Origin of the sequence: Nocardia terrae (assembly GCF_009760405.1) — a bacterium.
Lineage (GTDB): Bacteria > Actinomycetota > Actinomycetes > Mycobacteriales > Mycobacteriaceae > Nocardia > Nocardia terrae.
This window is the reverse complement of sequence record NZ_WRPP01000001.1, coordinates 195,788-215,900: the sequence shown is the minus strand read 5'-3', so window position 1 is coordinate 215,900 and position 20,113 is coordinate 195,788. Positions and strand designations below refer to the sequence as shown.

4 protein-coding genes and 1 pseudogene are annotated in these 20,113 nt (G+C 70.4%); 2 read left to right on the top strand and 3 right to left on the bottom strand.

The features are described from left to right. The first annotated feature begins 59 nt into the window (after positions 1-59). Together GPX89_RS00860 and GPX89_RS00855 are read left to right on the top strand one after the other, a co-directional pair. Entirely contained in the window at positions 60-755 is a 696-nt protein-coding gene (locus tag GPX89_RS00860) for a haloacid dehalogenase type II (RefSeq protein ID WP_328601386.1), read from the top strand. 56 nt (positions 756-811) lie between these two features. Then, positions 812-2,101, top strand: coding sequence for a TerD family protein (locus tag GPX89_RS00855; RefSeq protein WP_157354572.1), 1,290 nt, complete (start codon positions 812-814; stop codon positions 2,099-2,101). Between the two features lie 2 nt (positions 2,102-2,103). Here GPX89_RS00855 and GPX89_RS00850 read toward each other — a convergent pair whose 3' ends face one another. The 3 genes and pseudogenes from GPX89_RS00850 to GPX89_RS00840 all read right to left on the bottom strand — a co-directional run bounded on the left by GPX89_RS00850 (position 2,104) and on the right by GPX89_RS00840 (position 19,995). Beyond that, a complete protein-coding gene (locus tag GPX89_RS00850) occupies positions 2,104-3,198 on the bottom strand; it encodes a TerD family protein (RefSeq protein ID WP_328601385.1) in 1,095 nt (364 codons plus the stop codon). A gap of 835 nt (positions 3,199-4,033) precedes the next feature. Beyond that, a pseudogene (locus tag GPX89_RS00845) lies at positions 4,034-9,289 on the bottom strand (type I polyketide synthase); the annotation flags it as partial. Beyond that, positions 9,286-19,995 (bottom strand): type I polyketide synthase, encoded by a 10,710-nt coding sequence (locus GPX89_RS00840; RefSeq protein WP_456237922.1) that lies wholly within the window; start codon positions 19,993-19,995, stop codon positions 9,286-9,288. The gene GPX89_RS00840 and the pseudogene GPX89_RS00845, both read right to left, overlap by 4 nt. Positions 19,996-20,113 lie beyond the last annotated feature (118 nt).

The following is a 20,113-nucleotide window of genomic DNA, read 5'->3' as shown; positions in this document are numbered from 1 at the left end:
GCCGGAGTATGAGAAAAGCCTCACCCCTGGCCGGGCCCGCGCGTGGGTAGGGTCGGTGCGTGGTCAAGGCACTGTTGTTCGATGTCCAGGGGACGGCGACCGATTTCCATTCGACCATCCGGATCGCGGCCGAATCGATCGCCGGACCGCTCGCGCCGGGGCACGACTGGTCGGGGTTCGTGAACAGGTGGCGGGCCGCCTATTTCGCGCAGACCTCCCAGCAGCCCGCGGAAAACGGGTGGGTGAGCGTGGCCTCGGTGTACCGCGCGACCCTGGATCCGCTGCTCGCCGCCGACGGTATCGACCTGGGTACGCCGGAACGCGACGAGCTCGCGCGGGCCTGGGCGCGGCTGCGGCCGTGGCCCGACACCGTGGCGGGGCTGACCCGGTTGCGCGAACGGTTCACGCTGGCGACCCTGTCGAACGCCGATGTCAGTGCGGTGATCGAGATTTCGCGGCGCGCCGAGCTGCCCTGGCACGCGATCTTCGCGGCGGAGATGGTGGGCGTGTTCAAACCGGACCCGCGGACCTACGGGCTCGCGGCGCGCTACCTGGGTCTCGCGCCGTCGGAGATCATGATGGTGGCCAGCCACAAATACGATATCCGCGCCGCCAAGGAGCTGGGATTCGGGACGGCGTTCATCGCCCGGCCACTCGAATACGGTGACCCTGCCCTGGGTGACGCGGAGTTTTCGGACGAGTTCGATATCAATGCCGTGGATTTCCTGGATCTGGCCGCTCAGCTCGGCTGCTGAGGACCGCGCGGACTCCTAGAGTGGCAGGAGGACGTTTCGATACGGGAGGGTCGGCCTTGTCCACAACGCTTGTGAAGGGTCAGAACGGGTCCTTGGCCGCCGCGGAGGTGGTGGTGTCCGTTCGGGTCGCGGCCGCCGCCGAACTGTCGGCGCTGCTGGTGACCGACGGCGGGAAAGTGCGCTCGGACGCGGATTTCGTGTTCTACAACCAGCCGTCGGGGCCGGGGGTGCGGCTGCGCAACGGAGTGGCCGGGCATCCGGCCGAGCTGGTCGTGTCGCTCGGGCAGGTACCCGCGGAGATCACCCAGATCCGGGCGGTGATCACCCTCGACGAGGGCGGAACCTTCGGACGTCTGGCGCCACCGGTCGCCGTGGTGGCCGATCCGGGCGGGAACGCGCTGTTCGAGTACAAGATCGAGGATCTGCACAGTGAATCGATCGTGATCGCCGTGGAGTTGTATCGGCGGTACGGCAATTGGAAGGTCCGTGCCGTCGGGCAAGGGTATGCCGGTGGGTTCGCGGCGCTGGTCACCGATCACGGCGTCACGGTCGAGGAGGCTCCGCGCCCGGCACGGGCCCCGGCCGCTCCCCCGCCGCCGCCCGCCCCCACGGCCTATCCGCCACCCGTCGAGCCGACCCCGGTGACACCCAGCTCACCGTATCCTGCTCAGCCCCCGCCGAATTCGCCGTATCCCCCGCAGCAGCCGCCGGCTCCGGCCCAGTCCGCGCCGCCGCCCGCTCGCGGTGAGCTGTCGCGCGGGCGGCCGGTGAACCTGTCCAAGGGGCAGCGGGTGACCCTGCGCAAGGAGGGCGGGGTGGCGCTCACCCGGATCCGCATGGGCCTGGGCTGGGATCCGGTCAAGCAGGGCGGCCTGTTCGGGCGGCGCGCGGTCGATATCGACCTGGATGCCTGGGTGGCGATGTTCGCCGACCGGCATCTGGTGGATGTGGCCTACTACGGCCAGCTGATCTCCAAGGACGGTTCCATCCGGCATTCCGGCGACAACCTCACCGGCGGCGGCGGGGTGGGTGACGACGAACAGATCCAGGTCGACCTGACTCGCGTTCCGCACCAGGTCAATACGCTGCTGTTCATCGTCACCTCCTACCAGGGCCACACCTTCGAGCAGGTCAGCAACGCCTACTGCCGACTGGTCGACGACACCACGCAGGCGGAGCTGGCGCGCTACGCCCTGGCCGGCGGCATGCCGTTCACCGCGATCGCCATGGCGAAGGTGTTCCGCGCCGGGGGCGAGTGGCGGCTGGAGGCCATCGGTGAAGGCTTCCAGGCCAAGCATCCCGGTGAGGCGGTACCGCAACTGGGCCGCTTCATCACCGTGTCCTGAGCTCAGAGGTACTTGCCGACCTGTGCGGCCGCCTCGACCGGGTGCCCGGCCTGGATGGGGTGTCCGAGGGCCTGCACCTTCCAGATGCCGTCCTCGCGATGCACTTTCGCCACCACCATGCCGGTGTGCGGGCCGCCCGCGCTCAGGTTGGAGCGGGTGAGCTCGGTGCTGGTGGTGCCGTCGATCAAGCGCCAGAACGCGTTTCGCACCCGCTCGAAGGTGTGGCCGGCGTAGGAGGTGATGACGAAGATGATGGCGGTGACGTGCGACCCGACCCGGGTCAGGTCGACGGTGATCACCTCGTCGTCGCCCTTGCCCTCACCGGTGAGGTTGTCGCCGGAATGGCGGATGGCCCCGTCCTTGGTGACCAGCTGCCCGTAGTAGGCGACGTCGACGAGATCGTTTCCGGCGTACATCAGGGCCGAGGCGTCCAGGTCGATCTCCGCCGGGCGCGAGCCCCACTTGTGCTGCACGTGAACGGGATCCCAGCCCAGGCCCATTTTCACGAAGCTCAGGTCCGCGCCCTGCCGCCGCAGCGCGACGGTGTCGCCGGAGCGCAGCACCGGTGCGATGGCGGGGGCGGGCGGGCGCGCCGGTTGCGGCGAATTGCTGACCGAGACGCCGTGATCGGCGAGCAGGGCGGCGAATCCGCGCGGATGCCCGAATCCGACCGCGCGGGTGTACCATCCGTCGCTGCCGCGGTCCAGGTCCACCGCCGCCACCGTGGTCTCGTTGCCCAGGCCGTCGATCACGTACTCGTAGAGCGGGTTTCCCCGGTCGTCGGCGATTCCGATGTGCGGCGGCGGGTAGTCCCCGAGCCGTCCGTCACGGTCGTCGAGGGTGACCACGATCCGAATGTGGGCCACCCCCTGCGGTACCGAGCGCAGACTGACGGCTACGGCGTTCTGCCCGGGTACCAATTGCACGCCGGAACCGGTCGGTTGGTTGTAGAAGATGAGATCGGTGTCGGCGCGCACCGTCCCCTGATCGGTGAGCAACAGCGCGGACAGATCGATGCCCGCGCTGAAGTGCACCGTCACGGTGATGTCCGCGACGCCCAGTTCACCGGTTTGCCCTTGGGTGAGAAGTGCGGCCACGCTCCCACTCTATGGGAATGCCGGATAACCGGGCTGAAACGAAGCCATATCGCTTTCAGGCGTGCGGACCTCGCTTCCGGGTGGCGGCCGGTCGCAGGACGTAATTCATCTCCGGGCCCTTGCGGCCGAGCCGGGTCTTGGTGACGAATTCGCCGCCGAACGCCTCGTAGAAGGGGAGGTTGGCGTCCTTGCAGATGCCGCCGACCGTGGCGCCGTATTCGTCAGCCTCCGCGACGGCCCAGTCGGCCAGGGCCATTCCCACACCGGCGGCCTGCCATTCGGGTGTGCAGGCGAGGTAGACCAGCGTGGTGTGGGGCTGCGGGGGCGCCACCCGCGCGATGGCGGCATCGACCTCCATGCCGCGGCGCGTCGCGGTGCCCATGGCCTTCAACAGCTGCGGACCCGAAATCGTCTCTCGCCACAGCGAATTGCGGTAGTACGGCGGGTACCACAGCAGTGCGGCCACGATCTTGCCGTCGACGGTGGCCACCGCGGCGCCGTTGACGGGCAGGAATCGATATTTGATCATGAGGCGCACCATGTCCGGGGCGCGCCGGTGGCGCACCGCCGGGTCCGGGAACACGTATTCCTCGACCGGGTCGTCGACATCGAAGGCGCGGGCGACGACCTGGACGATGTCCTCGATGTCGTGCTCGGTCGCGCGGCGGACCACCGGAACCGCGGACTCGTCCACCATGGAGCGCAACCGGGTCGCGATGCGGGCCTTCTCCGGATCGTCCCAATCTCCCGCCGCGAGTACGGCTTCCAGCTCTTCGAACACCGCGTCGATCGAGCGGACCGGGGTTTCCCCGGGCCGGTCGGCGAGTTGTTCGTGGAGGTGGTCGGTGAGCGCGTTGGGGGACGGGTGTTTGAAGGCGACCGCGGGCGGGAGGGACAGGCCGGTGGCGGTCTGCAGGCGGTTGCGCAGTTCGACCGCGCCCAGCGAGTCGAAACCCTGCTCGGTGAACAGGCGGTCGGGATCGATCGCGGCGGTGCTGTCGTGACCGAGCACGGCGGCGACGTGGCGGATGACGATGTCCAGGACCGTCTCCCGCTGCCGGAGATCCGACGTCGCCGCCGGGGCTGCCGACGGTTGCCGGGTCTGCCGGGGGCGACCGCCCGTCTGCGGTACCAGGCCGCGCAGAACCGTTGGCAGGAGCCCGCTTTCGGCCTGGACACGAAGTTCGGCCGTATCCACCGCGGCGATCACCACGTGTGCCGCGTCTCGTCCGAGTGCCGCGCGCCAACCGGCGAAGGCGTGTTCGTCGGGCATCGCGAGGAATCCGCCGCGGCTCAGCCGGGCCACGTCGGACGCGTCCAGGCCCCCTGTCATACCGCTCGTGCGCGCCCACAGCCCCCATGCCAGCGACCGGCCGGACAGGCCGCGCGCCCTGCGGTGTGCCACCAGTCCGTCGAGGAAGGTGTTCGCGGCCGCGTAGTTGGCCTGCCCGGGAGCGCCGATCGTGCCCGATACGGACGAAAAGACCACGAACGCGGCCAGATTCAGATCTTCGGTCGCCGCGTGCAGATGCCAGGCGGCATCGGCCTTCGGTGCGAGGACCGCGTCCATCCGCTGTGCGGTGAGCGAACCGATGGTCCCGTCGTCGAGCACTCCGGCGGCATGGATGATGCCCGTCAGCGGCCGCTCGGCCGGAATACCCGCCACGAGGGCGGCCACCGCGTCGGCATCGCTGACATCGCAGGCCACCACGCGGGCCTGCGCGCCGAGCTGCTCGAGCTCGGCGATCAATGCCGCCGCGCCTTCCGCGTCCGGGCCGCTGCGGCTGACCAGTACCAGCGAGGTCACGCCGTGCTCCACGACCACGTGCCGGGCCACGACCGCGCCCAACCCGCCTGTGCCGCCGGTGATCAGCACCGTGCCGGTGCCGAAGGCTCCGACGGAATCGACGTCAGCGATCGGCGCGGCGGGACGGGCGAGACGGGCGGTGTAGGTGACGTCGTCGCGGACGACCAGCTGGGGTTCGTCCATGGCCGCGATGCGGGCCGCGACCTGCCCGTCGACGCTAATATCCGTGTCCACCAGGATGATCCGGCCCGGATCTTCGGCCTGCGCGGTCCGTATCAGACCCCACACCGCGGCGCCCGCCAGGTCGGTGCAGTCCTCACCGGGCAGCGGCACCGCCCCGTGGGTGGCGACCACCAGGGTGCTCGCCGCGAACCGGCTGTCGGCCGCCCACGCCTGCGCCACGTCGAGTATCCGCACGACTTCGGTGTGGGTCGCGGTCACCACGTCGGTACCGGTGTGCTCGCTCCACCCGGTCCCGGCCTCGATCACCACCACCGGCGGTACCGCGGCGTCCGGAACCAATCGGTCCCACCAGCCCACGCTCGAATCGTCCGTGCGGTATTCGCCCGCCTCGGCCGGGGACCACACCAGTTCGAGGACCGGGTCGGCCACGCCGCGCGCCGCGACGAGTTGCCCGAGCGGCATCGGGCGGCTGGTCACCGTGCCCGACAACACCGGCTGTCCCTTCTGGTCCGTCACCCGCAGCGTCGCCGACGCCCCGTCGACGGTCAGGTGCGCCCGCAATGCCGACGCCTCGGTCGTGTACAGCGACACCGACTCCCACGAGAACGGCAGCACTACCTGGCCCGCCGGGATCTCGACCGCACCGGCCAGCAGTCCCGCCTGGATGACCGCGTCCAGCAAGGCGGGATGAATTCCGAATCCTTCGGCGTGCGCACCGGTTTCGGCGTCGAGGGCGATATCCGCGAAGACCTCGTCGCCACGCCGCCACAGTGCCCGCACGTTCCGGAAGGCCGGTCCCATGTCGTAGTCGGGCGTCAGGAAGGCGCCCGCGAGGTCGACCTCGGTTGCCGCGACAGGCGGCCACACCTCCGATTCGGGTGCGGCCGTGCCGGTCCGGCCGGTCAGCAGCCCGTGGGCGTGCAGCACCCACTGTCCGTCGTGGTCGTGTTCACCACGGGAGTAGATCGATATCGCCCGTTGCGGGGATTCGGGGCCGACCACGATCTGGACGTGCACGCCGCCCGTGGTCGGAAAGACCAGCGGCGCTTGCAATGTCAGTTCCTCGATCACCGGGCACCCGGTCTCGGCCCCGGCGCACAGGGCCAATTCCACGAACGCGGTCCCGGGCAGCACCATGACCTCGCGGATGGCGTGGTCGGCCAGCCAGGGTTGCGACAGCGCGGACAGCTGCCCGGTCAGGACGAAACCACCATCGGCCATCGGCAGTGCCGCGTCCAGCATGGGGTGTTCGATCACGCTCAGTCCCGCGGCTTCGACACCGCCGGTGCCGCGCGAGACCGGCAGCCAGTAGCGGCGGCGCTGGAAAGCATAGGTGGGCAACGACACCGGGGAGACCGGGCGTGCCGCGAAGAGCACCCGCCAGTCGACCTCGACACCGGCGGTGTAGGCGCGCGCCAGGCAGTTCAGGAACTGCTCGGCCTCGCCGCGACCGCGCCGCGCTGCGGCGACCAGCAGCGACTGCGCCGCGATATCCGCCGACAGGTTCTGCTGGGTCATGGCCGTCAGCACGGCATCCGGGCCGATCTCGAGGAATCGTCGCGCGCCGAAGGCCACCAGAGCGTCTATGCCACGGGCGAATTGCACGGTCCCACGGATGTGCGCGACCCAGTAGTCGGGATCGAGCACCTCATCGCCCGCCATCCGGCCCGACAGATTCGACACCAGCGGAGTCCGCGGACGGTGGTAGGTCACCTCCCGTGCGACAGCGGCGAATTCGTCGAGCATCGGATCCATCCGGTGCGAGTGCGAGGCGATCGAGATCCGCAGCCGGGACGTCTCCCGCCCACGGTCGGCGAACCACCGCTCGATCGCCGCCACCGCGTCCTCGTCACCGGAGACCACCAGTGCGTCCGGCGCGTTCACCGCGCCGATGGACACGCGGCCCGCGTGGTCGGCGAGCGCCTCGGCCACTTCGTTCTCGTCGGCCGCGACGGCCAGCATCGCGCCGCCGTCGGGCAACTGCCCCATGAGGCGACCGCGCGCCTCGACCAGTCGGCAGGCGTCCGGCAGCGACCACACCCCGGCGAGGTACGCGGCGGCGAGTTCACCGGTCGAATGTCCCACCAGGACATCGGGTGTCACGCCGAACGAGTCGAGGAGGCGGCTGAGGGCGACTTCGTAGGCGAACAGTGCGGGGGTGCTGAACTCGATCCGGTGCAGCACGCTGGTATCGGCATCGGCGGAGTCGTCCTCGCCCCACCGGCCGGTGAACATCAGGCGCTTCAGCGAGCCGCCCATGAGCGGGTCGAAGTGTTCGCAGACTTCGTCCAACGCGGCGGCGAACACGCCGAAAGCCTCGTACAGTTCGCGTCCCATGCCGACCCGCTGCGCGCCGCCCCCGGTGCACAGGAACGCCGCCTTACGCGAAACAGCCCGTCCCGCAGCCACATCGGTGGACTCCGTGGGTTCGGTCAGGACCTCGAGTCCGGCGAGCAGCGCTTCGCGGTCCTCGCCCACCACCGCGCCCCGCCACTCCAACTGGGCGCGCGTGGTCAGCAGTGAATAGCCGATGTCGTCGATCGCCAGGTCGGGGTTGTCGAGTACCCAGTGCCGCAGTCGGGCGGCCTGTGCGCGCAGGCCCTCTTCGGTTTTCGCCGAGACCAGCCACGGGGTGAGGGCGGAGGGCACCCGCGCACTGCCCTCGGCGGCCTCGGCCGGTTCGGCCGGTGCCGCCACGGCGGGAGCCTCTTCCAGGATCACGTGCGCATTGGTGCCGCTGGCACCGAAGGAGGACACCCCGGCGCGCCGGACCCGCTCTCCGGCGGGCCACGGTTCCGCCGCCGTGAGCAGTCGCACGGTGCCCGCCGACCAGTCCACCTCCGGGGTCGGCGCGTCGACATGCAGTGTCGGGGGAAGCATTTCGTGCCGGAGCGCCTGCACCATCTTGATCACGCCGCCGACGCCGGCCGCGGCGGAGGTGTGCCCGACATTCGATTTGAGCGAACCGATGCGCAACGGATCTCCGGTGCGGCCGCGGCCGTAGGCGGCGATCAGGGCCTGCGCCTCGATCGGGTCGCCGAGAGTGGTGCCGGTGCCGTGCGCCTCGACCGCATCGATATCGGCCGGTGCCAGACCGGCATTGGCGAGCGCCTGCGCGATCACCTTCTCCTGTGAGGGACCGTTCGGCGCGGTCAGCCGGTTGCTCGCGCCGTCCTGGTTGATCGCGCTGCCCCGGATGACCGCGAGGACGCGGTGGCCGTGGCGGCGGGCATCCGACAGCCGCTCCACCGCGAGCATGCCGAGGCCCTCGGAGAATCCGGTCCCGTTGGCCGCCGCCGCGAAGGCCCGGCACCGGGCGTCGGGGGACAGCCCGCGCTGGCGGCTGAAGGCGATCAGCAGGGTGGGGTCGGACATGACGGTGACCCCGCCCACCAGGGCGAGCGAGGTCTCGCCCTGGCGCAGGGCCTGGCAGGCGAGGTGCAGGGCCACCAGGGACGAGGAGCACGCGGTGTCCACCGACAGCGCCGGGCCCTTGAACCCGAAGGTGAAGGCGACGCGTCCGGCGAGGATGCTGGCCGAAACACCCGGGTAGGCCTGGCCTTCCGATTCGGCGGTCAGCCCCGGTGAACCGATGCGGGGGCCGTAGTCCTGGTGGATGACTCCGGCGTACACGCCGGTGTCGCCGCCGCGCAGCGACACCGGGTCGATGCCCGCGTCCTCCAGCGCCTCCCAGGTGGCTTCCAGGTACAACCGCTGTTGCGGATCCATCGACTCGGCGACGCTGGGCGGGATCGAGAAGAATCCGGCGTCGAAATCGCCCGCGTCGTAGAGGAATCCGCCCTCCCGGGTGGAGATGGTGCCCGGCGTGTCGGGGTCGCTGTCGTAGAGCCCCTCGAGGTCCCAGCCGCGGTCGGCCGGGAACGGCCCGACCGCGTCGGTGCCGGAGGAGACCAGCTCCCACAGCCGGGCGGGCGTATCCGCACCGCCCGGGTACCGGCAGCTCATGCCGACGATCGCGAGCGGCTCTCCGGCACGGTCTTCCAGCTGCTGGATGCGCTTGTTGGCGGTGCGGAGGTCACCGGTGACCTTCCGCAGGTACCGGCTGAGACGTTCCTCGTTGCTGGTGCTCGGATTGCTCATGCGGGACCAAACTCCTCGTCGATCAGGTTCAGAAGTTCATCGTCGGAATGGGATTCGAGGTCGTCGTAGCCACTGCCCGACCACGTGTCCCCCAGATGGGTGCGAAGCCGCTCGGCGATGCCCCGCAGGGCCGCGACGCTCTCGTCGGCGTTGTCGCCGGCGGCGATGATCCGCTCGACCATGGCCTCCAGCCGGGCGATATCGTCCGGCGCCGCGGCGGGCTGTGCGGGCGCGGCCACGACGGCCCGCTCCAGCAGGTAGCCCGCGATGTCGCTCGCGGTGGGGTAGTCGAATACCAGGGTCGAGGGCAGCGACTGACCCGTCACCTTGGACAGGCGGTTCCGGAACTCCACACCGCCGAGGGAATCGAAACCGAGCTCGTCGAAACCTTGATCGGGCCCGATGTCGTCCGGCGAGGCGTAACCCAGCACCGTGGCCACCTGCTCGCGCACCAGGTCCAGGACGACCCGGTAGCGCTTCGACTCGGCCACACCGTGCAGCAGTTCCCCGAGCGACGGTTCGGCCGTCGGGGTGACGGCCGTCCGGCCGGGTGTGCGGACGAACCCGCGCAGCACCACCGGAACCGGACCGCTGTGCGCGGCCAGGCGCAGTTTGACGGGATCCAGGTGCACCGGCGCGGCGACCGGTTCCGCCGTGGTCAGCGATTCGTCGAACAATCGCAGACCGTCGGTGCGGCCCAACGGGATCAGGCCCATTCGGTCCAGTCGGCCCAGGGCATGGCGATCCAATGCGCCGGTCATGCCGATTTCGGGCTGCCACGGACCCCACGCCAGCGCGAGCGCGGGCAGCCCTTCGGCGCGGCGGCGCAGGGCGAGGGCGTCCAGGAAGCCGTTGGCGGCGGCGTAGTTCGCCTGGCCCGGCGATCCGATCAGTCCGGCGATCGAGGAGAACATCACGAACGCGGAGAGATTCAGGTCGCGGGTGAGCTCGTGCAGCTGCCGGGCGGCATCGGCCTTGGGCGCGAACACCCGGTCGATCTGCTGATCGGTGAGCGTGTGGAACGTGCCGTCGTCGAGGACGCCCGCCGCGTGCACGACGCCGGTGAGCGGGTACTCGGCGGGGATGTCCGCCAGCAGGTCCCGCAGTGCGTCGCGGTCGGCGACATCGCAGGCGGCGATGTGCACCTCAGCACCGAGGCTCGACAGCTCCCCCGCGAGTTCCGGTGCGCCGTCGGCGAGCTCGCCGCGACGGGAAACCAGCAGCAGCCGTCGGACCCCGTGTGCTGTGACCAGGTGCCTGGCGAGCAGTGCGCCCAACCCGCCGGTGCCACCGGTAATCAGAACCGTCCCGGTCCCGAACGAAACCCGCTCGGCGACAGTGGATGTCACCGACTCGAGTCGCGGCACCAGGACACGGTCGGCCCGCACCGCCAGCTCCGGCTCTCCGGTCACGAGCGCGGCTCGGATCGACTCGGCCGAAATAGGTTGTGCGCCAGCGGAGTCGTCGGCGTCGATCAGCACGATCCGCTCCGGGTATTCGGTCTGCGCACTGCGGATCAGACTCCACACCGCCGCCGACGCGGTGTCCGGAGCGCCCTCCGGCACGGCGGCCGCGCGATCGGTCACCACGACCAGTCGCGATCGCGCCAGGCGATCCTCGGCCAGCCAGCCGTTCACCGTGTGCAGGGCGGCCTTCACCCGGTCACTCGCCGACTGTGTCGGATCACGGTGCGATCCGTCCGATTCGGACCACACGACGATCTCGGGAACCGTTGCGGCCGCGGCGAGGGCGGCCAGATCCGGATACCTCTCGCCGATTCCGGGTACCGGTGCGTCTCCGAGCACGGCCATGCCGCCGGTGGGGATGAACCCGGCCGACGGCTCGATCGCCGTCCAGCGCAACCCGTACCGGGCCGCCTGTCCACCCGACAGCGTGGCACCGAATTGCTCGACGTCGTAGGAGCGCATGACCACTTCGTCGACGGAGACGACCGGATTGCCGTCCTGGTCGACGGCCACGACGCTGATCGTCTCGGCACCGCGCTGTACGGCCATCACCCGCAGGGACGTGACCTTGGCCGTGGTGTGGAATCGCGAAGCGCCCCAGCGGAACAGCAGTTTGCCCTCGGCGGGGTCGCTCTTCTCCTCGTTCCAGATCAGGCACACCAGTCCGGCGTGCAGCGCCATGTCGAACAGCGCCGGGTGCAGGCGGAATCCGTCGGACGGGGTCTCCGAGTTCAGAGTGACCTCGGAGAAGATGGTGTCGCCCCGCCGCCACGCGCCGTGCAGGCCGATGAACGAGGCGCCGTATTCCAGTCCGGCGACCCGGGCGACCTGGGCCGGGATCCATTCGGGGTCCACCGATTCCGCGTCGGCGGGCGGCCACGGCTCGCTGCGCAGCAGGTCCATGAGTCCGTTGTCGGGTCCTCGACCGCTGAGTACGCCGCTGGCGTTGCGCGTCCATTCGCCGTCGGCGAGGCGATAGTGGAAGGTGAAGGATCGGCGTCCCGCCGAATCCGGTTCGCGCACCACCACTTGCAGTTCGACCTCGCCGTCCGCCGGCGGGAGGATCGGTGTTTCGAGGGTGAGCTCGTGCACGGTGTCGCAGCCGAGGCGCTCACCGGCGACCAGCAGCATCTCCATGAGCGCGGCGCTCGGGACGAGCACCACGCCGTAGGTGGTGTGGTCCGCGATCCAGGGATGGGTGCGCAGCGAGAACCGGCCGGTCAACAACCACTCATCGCGGTCGGCGACCCGCACCATGCCGGTGAGCAGCGCATGGTCGGAGGCATTCCGCGGCGCGGACACACTCGGGTCGAGCCAGTACCGCCGATGCTCGAAGGCATAGGTGGGCAGGGTGATTCGCGATGCCTGCCGACTGCCGAACAGCTGAGCCCAGTCGACGGTCAGACCGGCGGCGTGTGCCCGGCCGAGCATGGTCAGGAACTGCTCGACCTCGTCGTGGTCGCGGCGGGCCGCCGCGCCGACCACCGATCGAGCCTCGATCTCCTCGGGCAGGGTCTGCCGTGTCATGGCCGCCAGCACCGCGTCGGGACCGATTTCGAGGAACCGGCGCACACCCGACGCGACCAGCGTCTCGACACCGGGCGCGAAAAGCACCGCGGCACGGACCTGCGACACCCAGTACCCGGGCTCGAGGATCTCCGCACCGGCCGTCTCGCCGGAGATATTGGACACCAGGGGAATTCGCGGGGCCGTGTACGTCACCCCGGCCGCGACCGTTTCGAACTCGGCCAGCATCGGCTCCATTCGATGGGAGTGGAACGCGTGCGAGACGCGCAGCCGGTTCGTCCTGCGGCCCAGCCCGGTGGACTGCCGCTCGAACTCTTCGACGGCATCCTTGTCCCCCGAGATCACCACGGCGGCAGGCGCATTCACCGCCGCGATCGAGACCCGGCCGCCGAATCCGGTGATCGCCGTGCGGACTTCGGTCTCGGATGCGGCGACCGCCAGCATGGCTCCGCCTTCGGGCAGTGCCTCCATCAGCCGTCCGCGCGCGGCGACCAGTGCGCAGGCGTCATCCAATGACCACACACCGGCCACGTGCGCCGCCGCCAGTTCGCCGATCGAGTGGCCCATCACCACATCCGGGACGATTCCGAACGACTCCAGCAGTCGATACAGCGCCACCTCGAAGGCGAACAGCGCGGGCTGGGTCAGCCGGGTTCGATCCAGAATCCCGGTTTCCGCACCGACTCCCCGGTCGTCGACCAGGTGTCCGGTGAACATCGCCTCCTTCAGCGAACATTCGAGCAGCGGATCGAATCGCGCGCACACCTCGTCGAGGGCCGCCGCGAATACCGGGAAGGCCGCGGCCAGGCCCGCGCCCATACCGACTCGCTGCGCGCCCTGACCGGTGAACAGGAAGGCGGTCTTGCCGGAGCCGACAGTGCCGGAAACCACTCCGGCCGTGTCGGATCCGGCGGCGAGTTGGGCGAGCCGCGCGAGCAGTTCGTCACGGTCGCCGCCCAGGATCACCGCCCGCGACTCGTGCTGGGCCCGTGTCGTGGCGAGCGCCTGCGCCACGGCCGCCGGATCGGTGTCGGGGTGGTCGATCAGCCAGGTCCGTAGTCGCGCCGCCTGCGCACGCAGAGCGGTCCGGCCCTTGGCGGAAACCAGCAACGGCACCACCGGGTTCGGCTGTTCGCCGCTCGTCGGCGCGATCTCCGCCGGTCGGCCGGGCGCTTCCTCGAGGATCGCGTGCGCGTTGGTGCCGCTCACACCGAATGACGACACGCCCGCGCGGCGCACCCGCCCACCGGTCGGCCACGGCTGGGCCTCGGTGAGCAATCGGACCTCGCCCGCGGACCAGTCCACGTGCGGGCTCGGTTCGTCGGCATGCAGTGTCCTGGGCAGGGTTTCGTGGCGCAGCGCCTGCACCATCTTGATGACGCCGCCCACGCCCGCCGCGGCCACCGTGTGGCCGATATTCGACTTGATCGATCCGATGCGCAGCGGTTGCGCCCGGTCCTGCCCGTACGCCGCGATGAGCGCCTGGGCCTCGATCGGGTCGCCCAGCGTGGTTCCGGTGCCGTGCGCTTCCACCGCGTCGATATCCGCGGGGTTCAGCCCGGCATTCGCCAGCGCGGCCGCGATCACCCGTTCCTGGGACGGACCATTGGGTGCGGTCAGACCATTGCTGGCGCCGTCCTGGTTCACGGCCGTTCCACGCACCAGCGCGAGCACATCGTGGCCCAGGCGTTTCGCGTCGGAGAGGCGTTCGAGCACCAGCACGCCGACACCCTCGGCGAAGGCGACGCCGTCGGCCGAGGCGGAGAACGCCTTGCACCGGCCGTCCGGTGAAAGTCCGCGCTGCCGGGCGAAATCCACGTAGAGGTAGGGGCTGGCCGCGACGGTCACGCCGCTCGCCAGCGCCAGCGAGCTCTCGCCCTGGCGCAGCGCCTGGCAGGCCAGATGCAGCGAGACCAGCGACGACGAGCACGCGGTGTCCACGGTGACCGCCGGACCCTCCAGACCCAGCACATAGGCCACGCGCCCGGACATCACGCTGCTCGTGGTGCCGGTGAGCCGGTAACCCTCCAGATCGCCGACCACCCGATCGACGTAGCCCGAGTAGCCCGCGCCGACGTAGACGCCGGTGTCGGTGCCCCGCAAGGTATTCGGGTCGATGCTCGCGTCCTCGAGGGCCTCCCAGGACACCTCGAGCAGCAGCCGCTGCTGCGGATCCATCGCGACGGCCTCGCGCGGGCTGATGCCGAAGAAGCCGGGATCGAAATCGCCCGCGTCGTAGAGGAATCCGCCGCGGCGGGTGTACACGGTCCCGGGCTTGTCCGGGTCCGCGTCGAACAGCCGCTCCAGGTCCCAGCCGCGGTCGGAGGGGAAGTCGCCGGTCGCGTCGGTGCCGGAAGCCACGAGATCCCACAGCTGCTCCGGAGTCCGGACGCCGCCGGGGAATCGGCAGGCCATGCCGACGATCGCGATCGGCTCGTCCGCCCGGACGCGGCGGGCGAGCTTCTTGGCGGGCTCGCCGACCGTCGGCTCGATGCTCGACAGCACCAGCTTCGCCACCGCCGCCGGGGTCGGGTGGTCGAACACCAGCGTCGACGGCAGCCGCAGGCCGGTGGCCTTGCCGAGCCGGTTGCGGAATTCCACGCCGCCGAGCGAATCGAAGCCGATCTCGTCGAAACGCTGGTCGGCTCGGATATCGGCGGCCGAGTCGTGGCCGAGCACGGCGGCCGCCTGGGTGAGCACGACCTCGAGCACCAGCTCGCCGCGCCGCGCCTGCGGCACACCGGCCAGCTGCGCGGCCAGCGAGCCCGCCGCCGCTGCCGGCTGTTGCGCGGGACGCGTCGGACGACGCACGAACCCGCGCAGGACGGCCGGTACGGCGTCGACGTCGGATTCGCGGCGCAGGGCGCCGGCATCGAAGCGGAGGGGAGCCAGATGCGCGTCCGGACGGGCGAGGGATTCGTCGAAAAGACTGATACCTTCGGCGTTTTCGAGCGCACTCAGGCCCCAGCGGTCCCATCGCGCGAGCGCGGCACGGTCCATACCGGCGGTCATGCCGCCGCTCTGGTTCCACGGGCCCCACGCCAGCGATGTGGCGGCCAGACCGGCGGCCCGCCGCCGCTGCGCCAGGGCGTCCAGGAAGCCGTTCGCCGCGGCGTAATTGCCTTGGCCCGCCGAGCCGAGCACGGTCGCGATCGACGAGAACACCACGAACGCAGTGAGATTCATGCCCCGGGTCAGCTCGTGCAGATGCCAGGCGCCGTCGACCTTGGGAGCGAGCACCCGGTCCAGCTGATCGGCGCTCAGCGATTCGACAGTGCCGTCGTCCAGGATTCCCGCGGTGTGCACGACGGCGGTCAGCGGGGCGTCGGAGCCGATGGACGCCAACAAGTCCGCCACCGCGTCACGATGCGCGATATCGCAGGCGACAACCCGAACCTCGGCCCCGAGCCGCGCCAATTCGGTAACCAGCTCCGCGGCACCGGGGGCTTCGGATCCGCGCCGCGAGGTCAGAACCAGCTGGCGCACACCGTGTTCGGCGACGAGATGGCGGGCGAACACCGCGCCCAGCCCACCGGTGCCGCCGGTGATCAGCACCGTGCCGGACCCGAACGACGGCCGCGCATCCTGTTCCGGAGCGACGGACGCGCGCACCATCCGCGGAACGAGCATCTCCCCGCCCCGGATGGCGATCTGCGGCTCGCCCGAAATCAAGGCGGCGGCAACGCCTTCCGTATCGACGGGCCGAGCCGGATCCTCGTCGAGGAGAACGAACCGCTGCGGATGCTCCGATTGCGCACTGCGCAGCAAGCCCCACACCGCCGCGGCGGCCGGATCGGGAGCTTCACCGGACACACCCACGGCACCGGTCGTCACCACGACCAGCCGTGCATCGGCCTGACGATGTTCGGCGAGCAGGGAGCGCACCGCCGCCAGCGCACCGTGCACCCGCGCCCGCACCGCATCCGGAACCCCGGCGTCCACTCCCGCCGTGGCGGGTGCGGTCGGCCGCCAGACCAGCGCATCCGGAACAGTCTCGGCCGCAGCGACATCGGTGATCGACGCATATTCCGTCGCGATGCCCGCCAGCGTCGTATCCCCGAGTACCGCCAGGGTAAGCCCGGATCGGTCGACGGCCGCAACCGATTCCGCGACGGGCTCCCACTGCACCCGGTAGAGGCCCGCCTCGTCACCGACGAGGCTGCTGCGGAACTCCTTCACGTCGTAGGAGCGCATCACCACCGCGTCGACCGACACGATCGGACTGCCGTCCGGATCGATGGCCGCGACGGAAATGGTTTCCGGCCCGGTCGCCGTCGCGATGACCCGCAACGAGGTCACCTCGCTCGGCCAGTGGCCGTTCGGCCGGTGGAAGCGGGCACCGCCCCACCGGAACAGCAGTCGGCCGGCGTCGGGGTCGGAATCCCCGTCACGCCAGAGCAATCCGGAGAATCCGGCATGCATCACCATGTCGAGCAGGGCGGGATGCAGGTCGTGCCGTCCCGGCTCGGCGGCCTCGGTGTTCAGCGCGATCTCGGAGTACACGGCGTCGTCGCGTCGCCACGCGGCGCGCACGCCGAGGAAGGCCGGGCCGTATTCGAGTCCCGCGAATGTCGAGATCAGCTCGGGAAGCCCTGCGCTGTCGATGATCTCGGCCTCGACCGGCGGCCATTCCTCCTCGCGCAGCCGCGCCGACAGCGCCGAATCGCCTTCGGCTCCCAGCACACCGGTGGCGTTGTGAATCCATTCCTGCTCGGCGGAGGTGCGGAAGTAGAACTCGAACGGCCGACGCCCGGACTCGTCCGCCGCCTGCACCAGCACCTGTAGTTCGATCTCGTCGTCGGCGGTCGGCAGGATCGGCGCTTGCAGGGTGAGCTCTTCGACCGCGCCGCAACCGATTCGGCGGCCCGCGACCAGGAGGAATTCGATGAAGGTCGCGCTCGGCACCACCACGACGCCGTAGGTCATGTGGTCGGCGATCCACGGATGGGTCCGCAAGGAGAACCGGCCGGTCAGCAGCCATTCGTCGGAGCCCGCCAGACCGACCACGCCCGTGAGGATCGGATGATCGGTCGGCGACTGCGCGGGCGACGCGTCGCCCGCGCCCGACAGCCAGAAGCGGCGATGCTGGAAGGCATAGGTGGGCAAGGGGATTCGGCGTGCCGAACGGCCCGTGAACCATGGACGCCAGTCCACCCGCGCGCCTGCGACATGCCCCTGTGCCAGGGCCGTCGCGAACCGGTCCACCTCATCGGCCGACCGCCGCACGGTCGCCACCACCGACGACACGGATTCGATCTCCGGCTGCTCCGCCAGACAGTCGCGCGTCATGGCGGCGAGCACGGCGTCGGGGCCCACCTCGACGAATCGCCGCGCACCCGCCGCGACCAGAGCGTCCACACCCGGCGCGAACCGCACACAACCGCGCAGCTGCCGCACCCAGTACTCCGGGTCGGTCACCGCGTTCCCGGCGAGCTCCCCGGTCACGTTCGACGTGATCGGCACACGCGGCGACCGGTATTCGACCCGCGCGGCCACCGCGCGGAACTCGGCCAGCATCGGATCCATGCGCGCCGAATGGAAGGCGTGGCTGACGCGCAGCCTGTTCGTCTTGATGCCCGCGGCGGAGGCGAGTCGCTCGATTTCCTCGATGGCCTCGACGTCGCCGGACAGGACCGTCGCGGACGGGCCGTTCACTGCCGCGATCGACACCCGATCGGCGAAATCGGCGGCGATGTCGGCGGCCCGGCTTTCACCGGCCGCCACCGCGAGCATCGCGCCGCCGACGGGCAGCGCGCCCATCAACCGCCCGCGGGCCGCGACCAGCGCGCAGGCGTCCTCGAGTGACCACACGCCCGCGACATAGGCGGCGGCGAGCTCGCCGATCGAATGCCCGATCAGCAGATCCGGTGTGACACCGAAGGATTCGATCAGGCGGAACAGCGCCACCTCGAAGGCGAACAACGCCGGTTGCGTGAACTCCGTCCGATCCAGCACGCCCTCGGGGTCGGCGAACATCAGGTCCTTCAGCGAGCGACCCAACAGCATGTCGAAACGCGCACAGACCTCGTCCAACGCGGTCGCGAACACCGGGAACGCCTCGTACAGGCCCGCACCCATGCCGACCCGCTGCGCACCCTGGCCGGTGAACATGAACGCTGTCCGGCCGGAACGGGCGCTGCCCTCGATCGTTTCGTGCGAGCCCGCAGCCAGATCGGCCAGTGCGGCCAGCAGTTCGTCCCGGTCGCGCCCCAGGACCACGCCGCGCCGCTCCAACTGTGCCCGTGACGTCGCCGAGGAGTACGCCACATCCCAGATATCGGCGTCGGGATCGTCGATCAGCCGCTGCCGCAGTCGATCCGCCTGGGCGCGCAGGGCTTCCTCGGACTTGCCCGACAGCAGCAGGGGAACCGGTCCGGCCGCACCGGGTTTCGTGGCCGGTTCCGGCTCGCCCTCGGACGCGGCGGCCTCCGGCTGGGCGGGCGCTTCCTCGAGAATGAGGTGGGCATTGGTGCCGCTGGCTCCGAACGACGAGACTCCGGCCCGCCGGGTCCGCTCCCCCACCGGCCACGGCTCACTGTCCTGCAGCAGCCGCACCGTGCCGGCCGACCAGTCCACGTGCGGGGTGGGCTCGTCCACGTGCAAGGTCTTCGGCAGCATGCCGTACCGCAGGGCCTGCACCATTTTGATCACGCCGCCGACGCCCGCCGCGGCCGAGGTGTGACCGACATTCGACTTCAGCGATCCCACTCGCAGCGGCGCGCCCTCCCGCTGCTTGCCGTATGCGCCGATCAGGGCCGACGCCTCGATCGGATCCCCGAGCATCGTGCCCGTGCCGTGCGCCTCCACGGCGTCGATGTCCGAGGGGTTCAGACCGGCATTGGCCAACGCGGCCGCGATGACCCGCTCCTGAGACGGACCGTTGGGGGCGGTCAGGCCGTTGCTGGCGCCGTCCTGATTGACGGCGCTGCCGCGGATCACCGCCAGCACGGTGTGCCCGAGCCGCTGTGCGTCCGACAACCGTTCCAGCACGAGCACTCCGAGACCCTCGGAGAAGCCGGTCCCGTCGGCGGCCGCCGCGAAGGCCTTGCAGCGCGCGTCGGGCGAGAGCGCCCGCTGCCGCGCGAACGCGATGAGCAGGGACGGATCCGACATGATGGTCACGCCGCCCGCGAGCGCCAGCGACGTATCGCCTTGGCGCAGCGCCTGGCACGCCAGGTGCAGGGCGACCAGCGACGACGAGCACGCGGTGTCGACCGAGATGGCCGGGCCCTTGAAACCGAACGAGTACGCGATCCGGCCGGACAGCACCGCGTTCGAAACACCCAGGTAGGCATGGCCTTCGGTCTCGGCGGTGATGTTCGGCCCGCCGATGCGGGGACCGTAGTTCTGGTGGATCACCCCGGCGAAGACGCCGGTGTCGCCGCCGCGCAGCGAGATCGGGTCGATGCCCGCGTCCTCCAGGGCCTCCCAGGACGCCTCCAGCATCAGGCGCTGCTGGGGATCCATGGCCGCGGCCTCGCGCGGCCCTATCCCGAAGAAGGCCGCGTCGAAATCGGCTACGGCGTCGAGGAATCCACCGTCGCGGGTGTAGATGCTTCCCGGCGCGTCGGGATCCGGGCTGAACAGCCGGTCGAGGTCCCAGCCGCGATCGGCCGGGTAGCCGCCGATGGCGTCCATGCCGTCCGCGGTCACCCGCCACAGATCCTCGGGGGAGCGCACCCCGCCGGGGTAGCGGCACGCCATTCCGACGATCGCGATCGGTTCGCGCGCCCGGTCGGTGAGCGCGCGCAGTTGTTGCTTGGTCTCGTAGAGCTCGGTCGCAGCCTTCTTCAGATACCGGCGTAGCTCGTCGTTGTCGGCCATCGGTGGT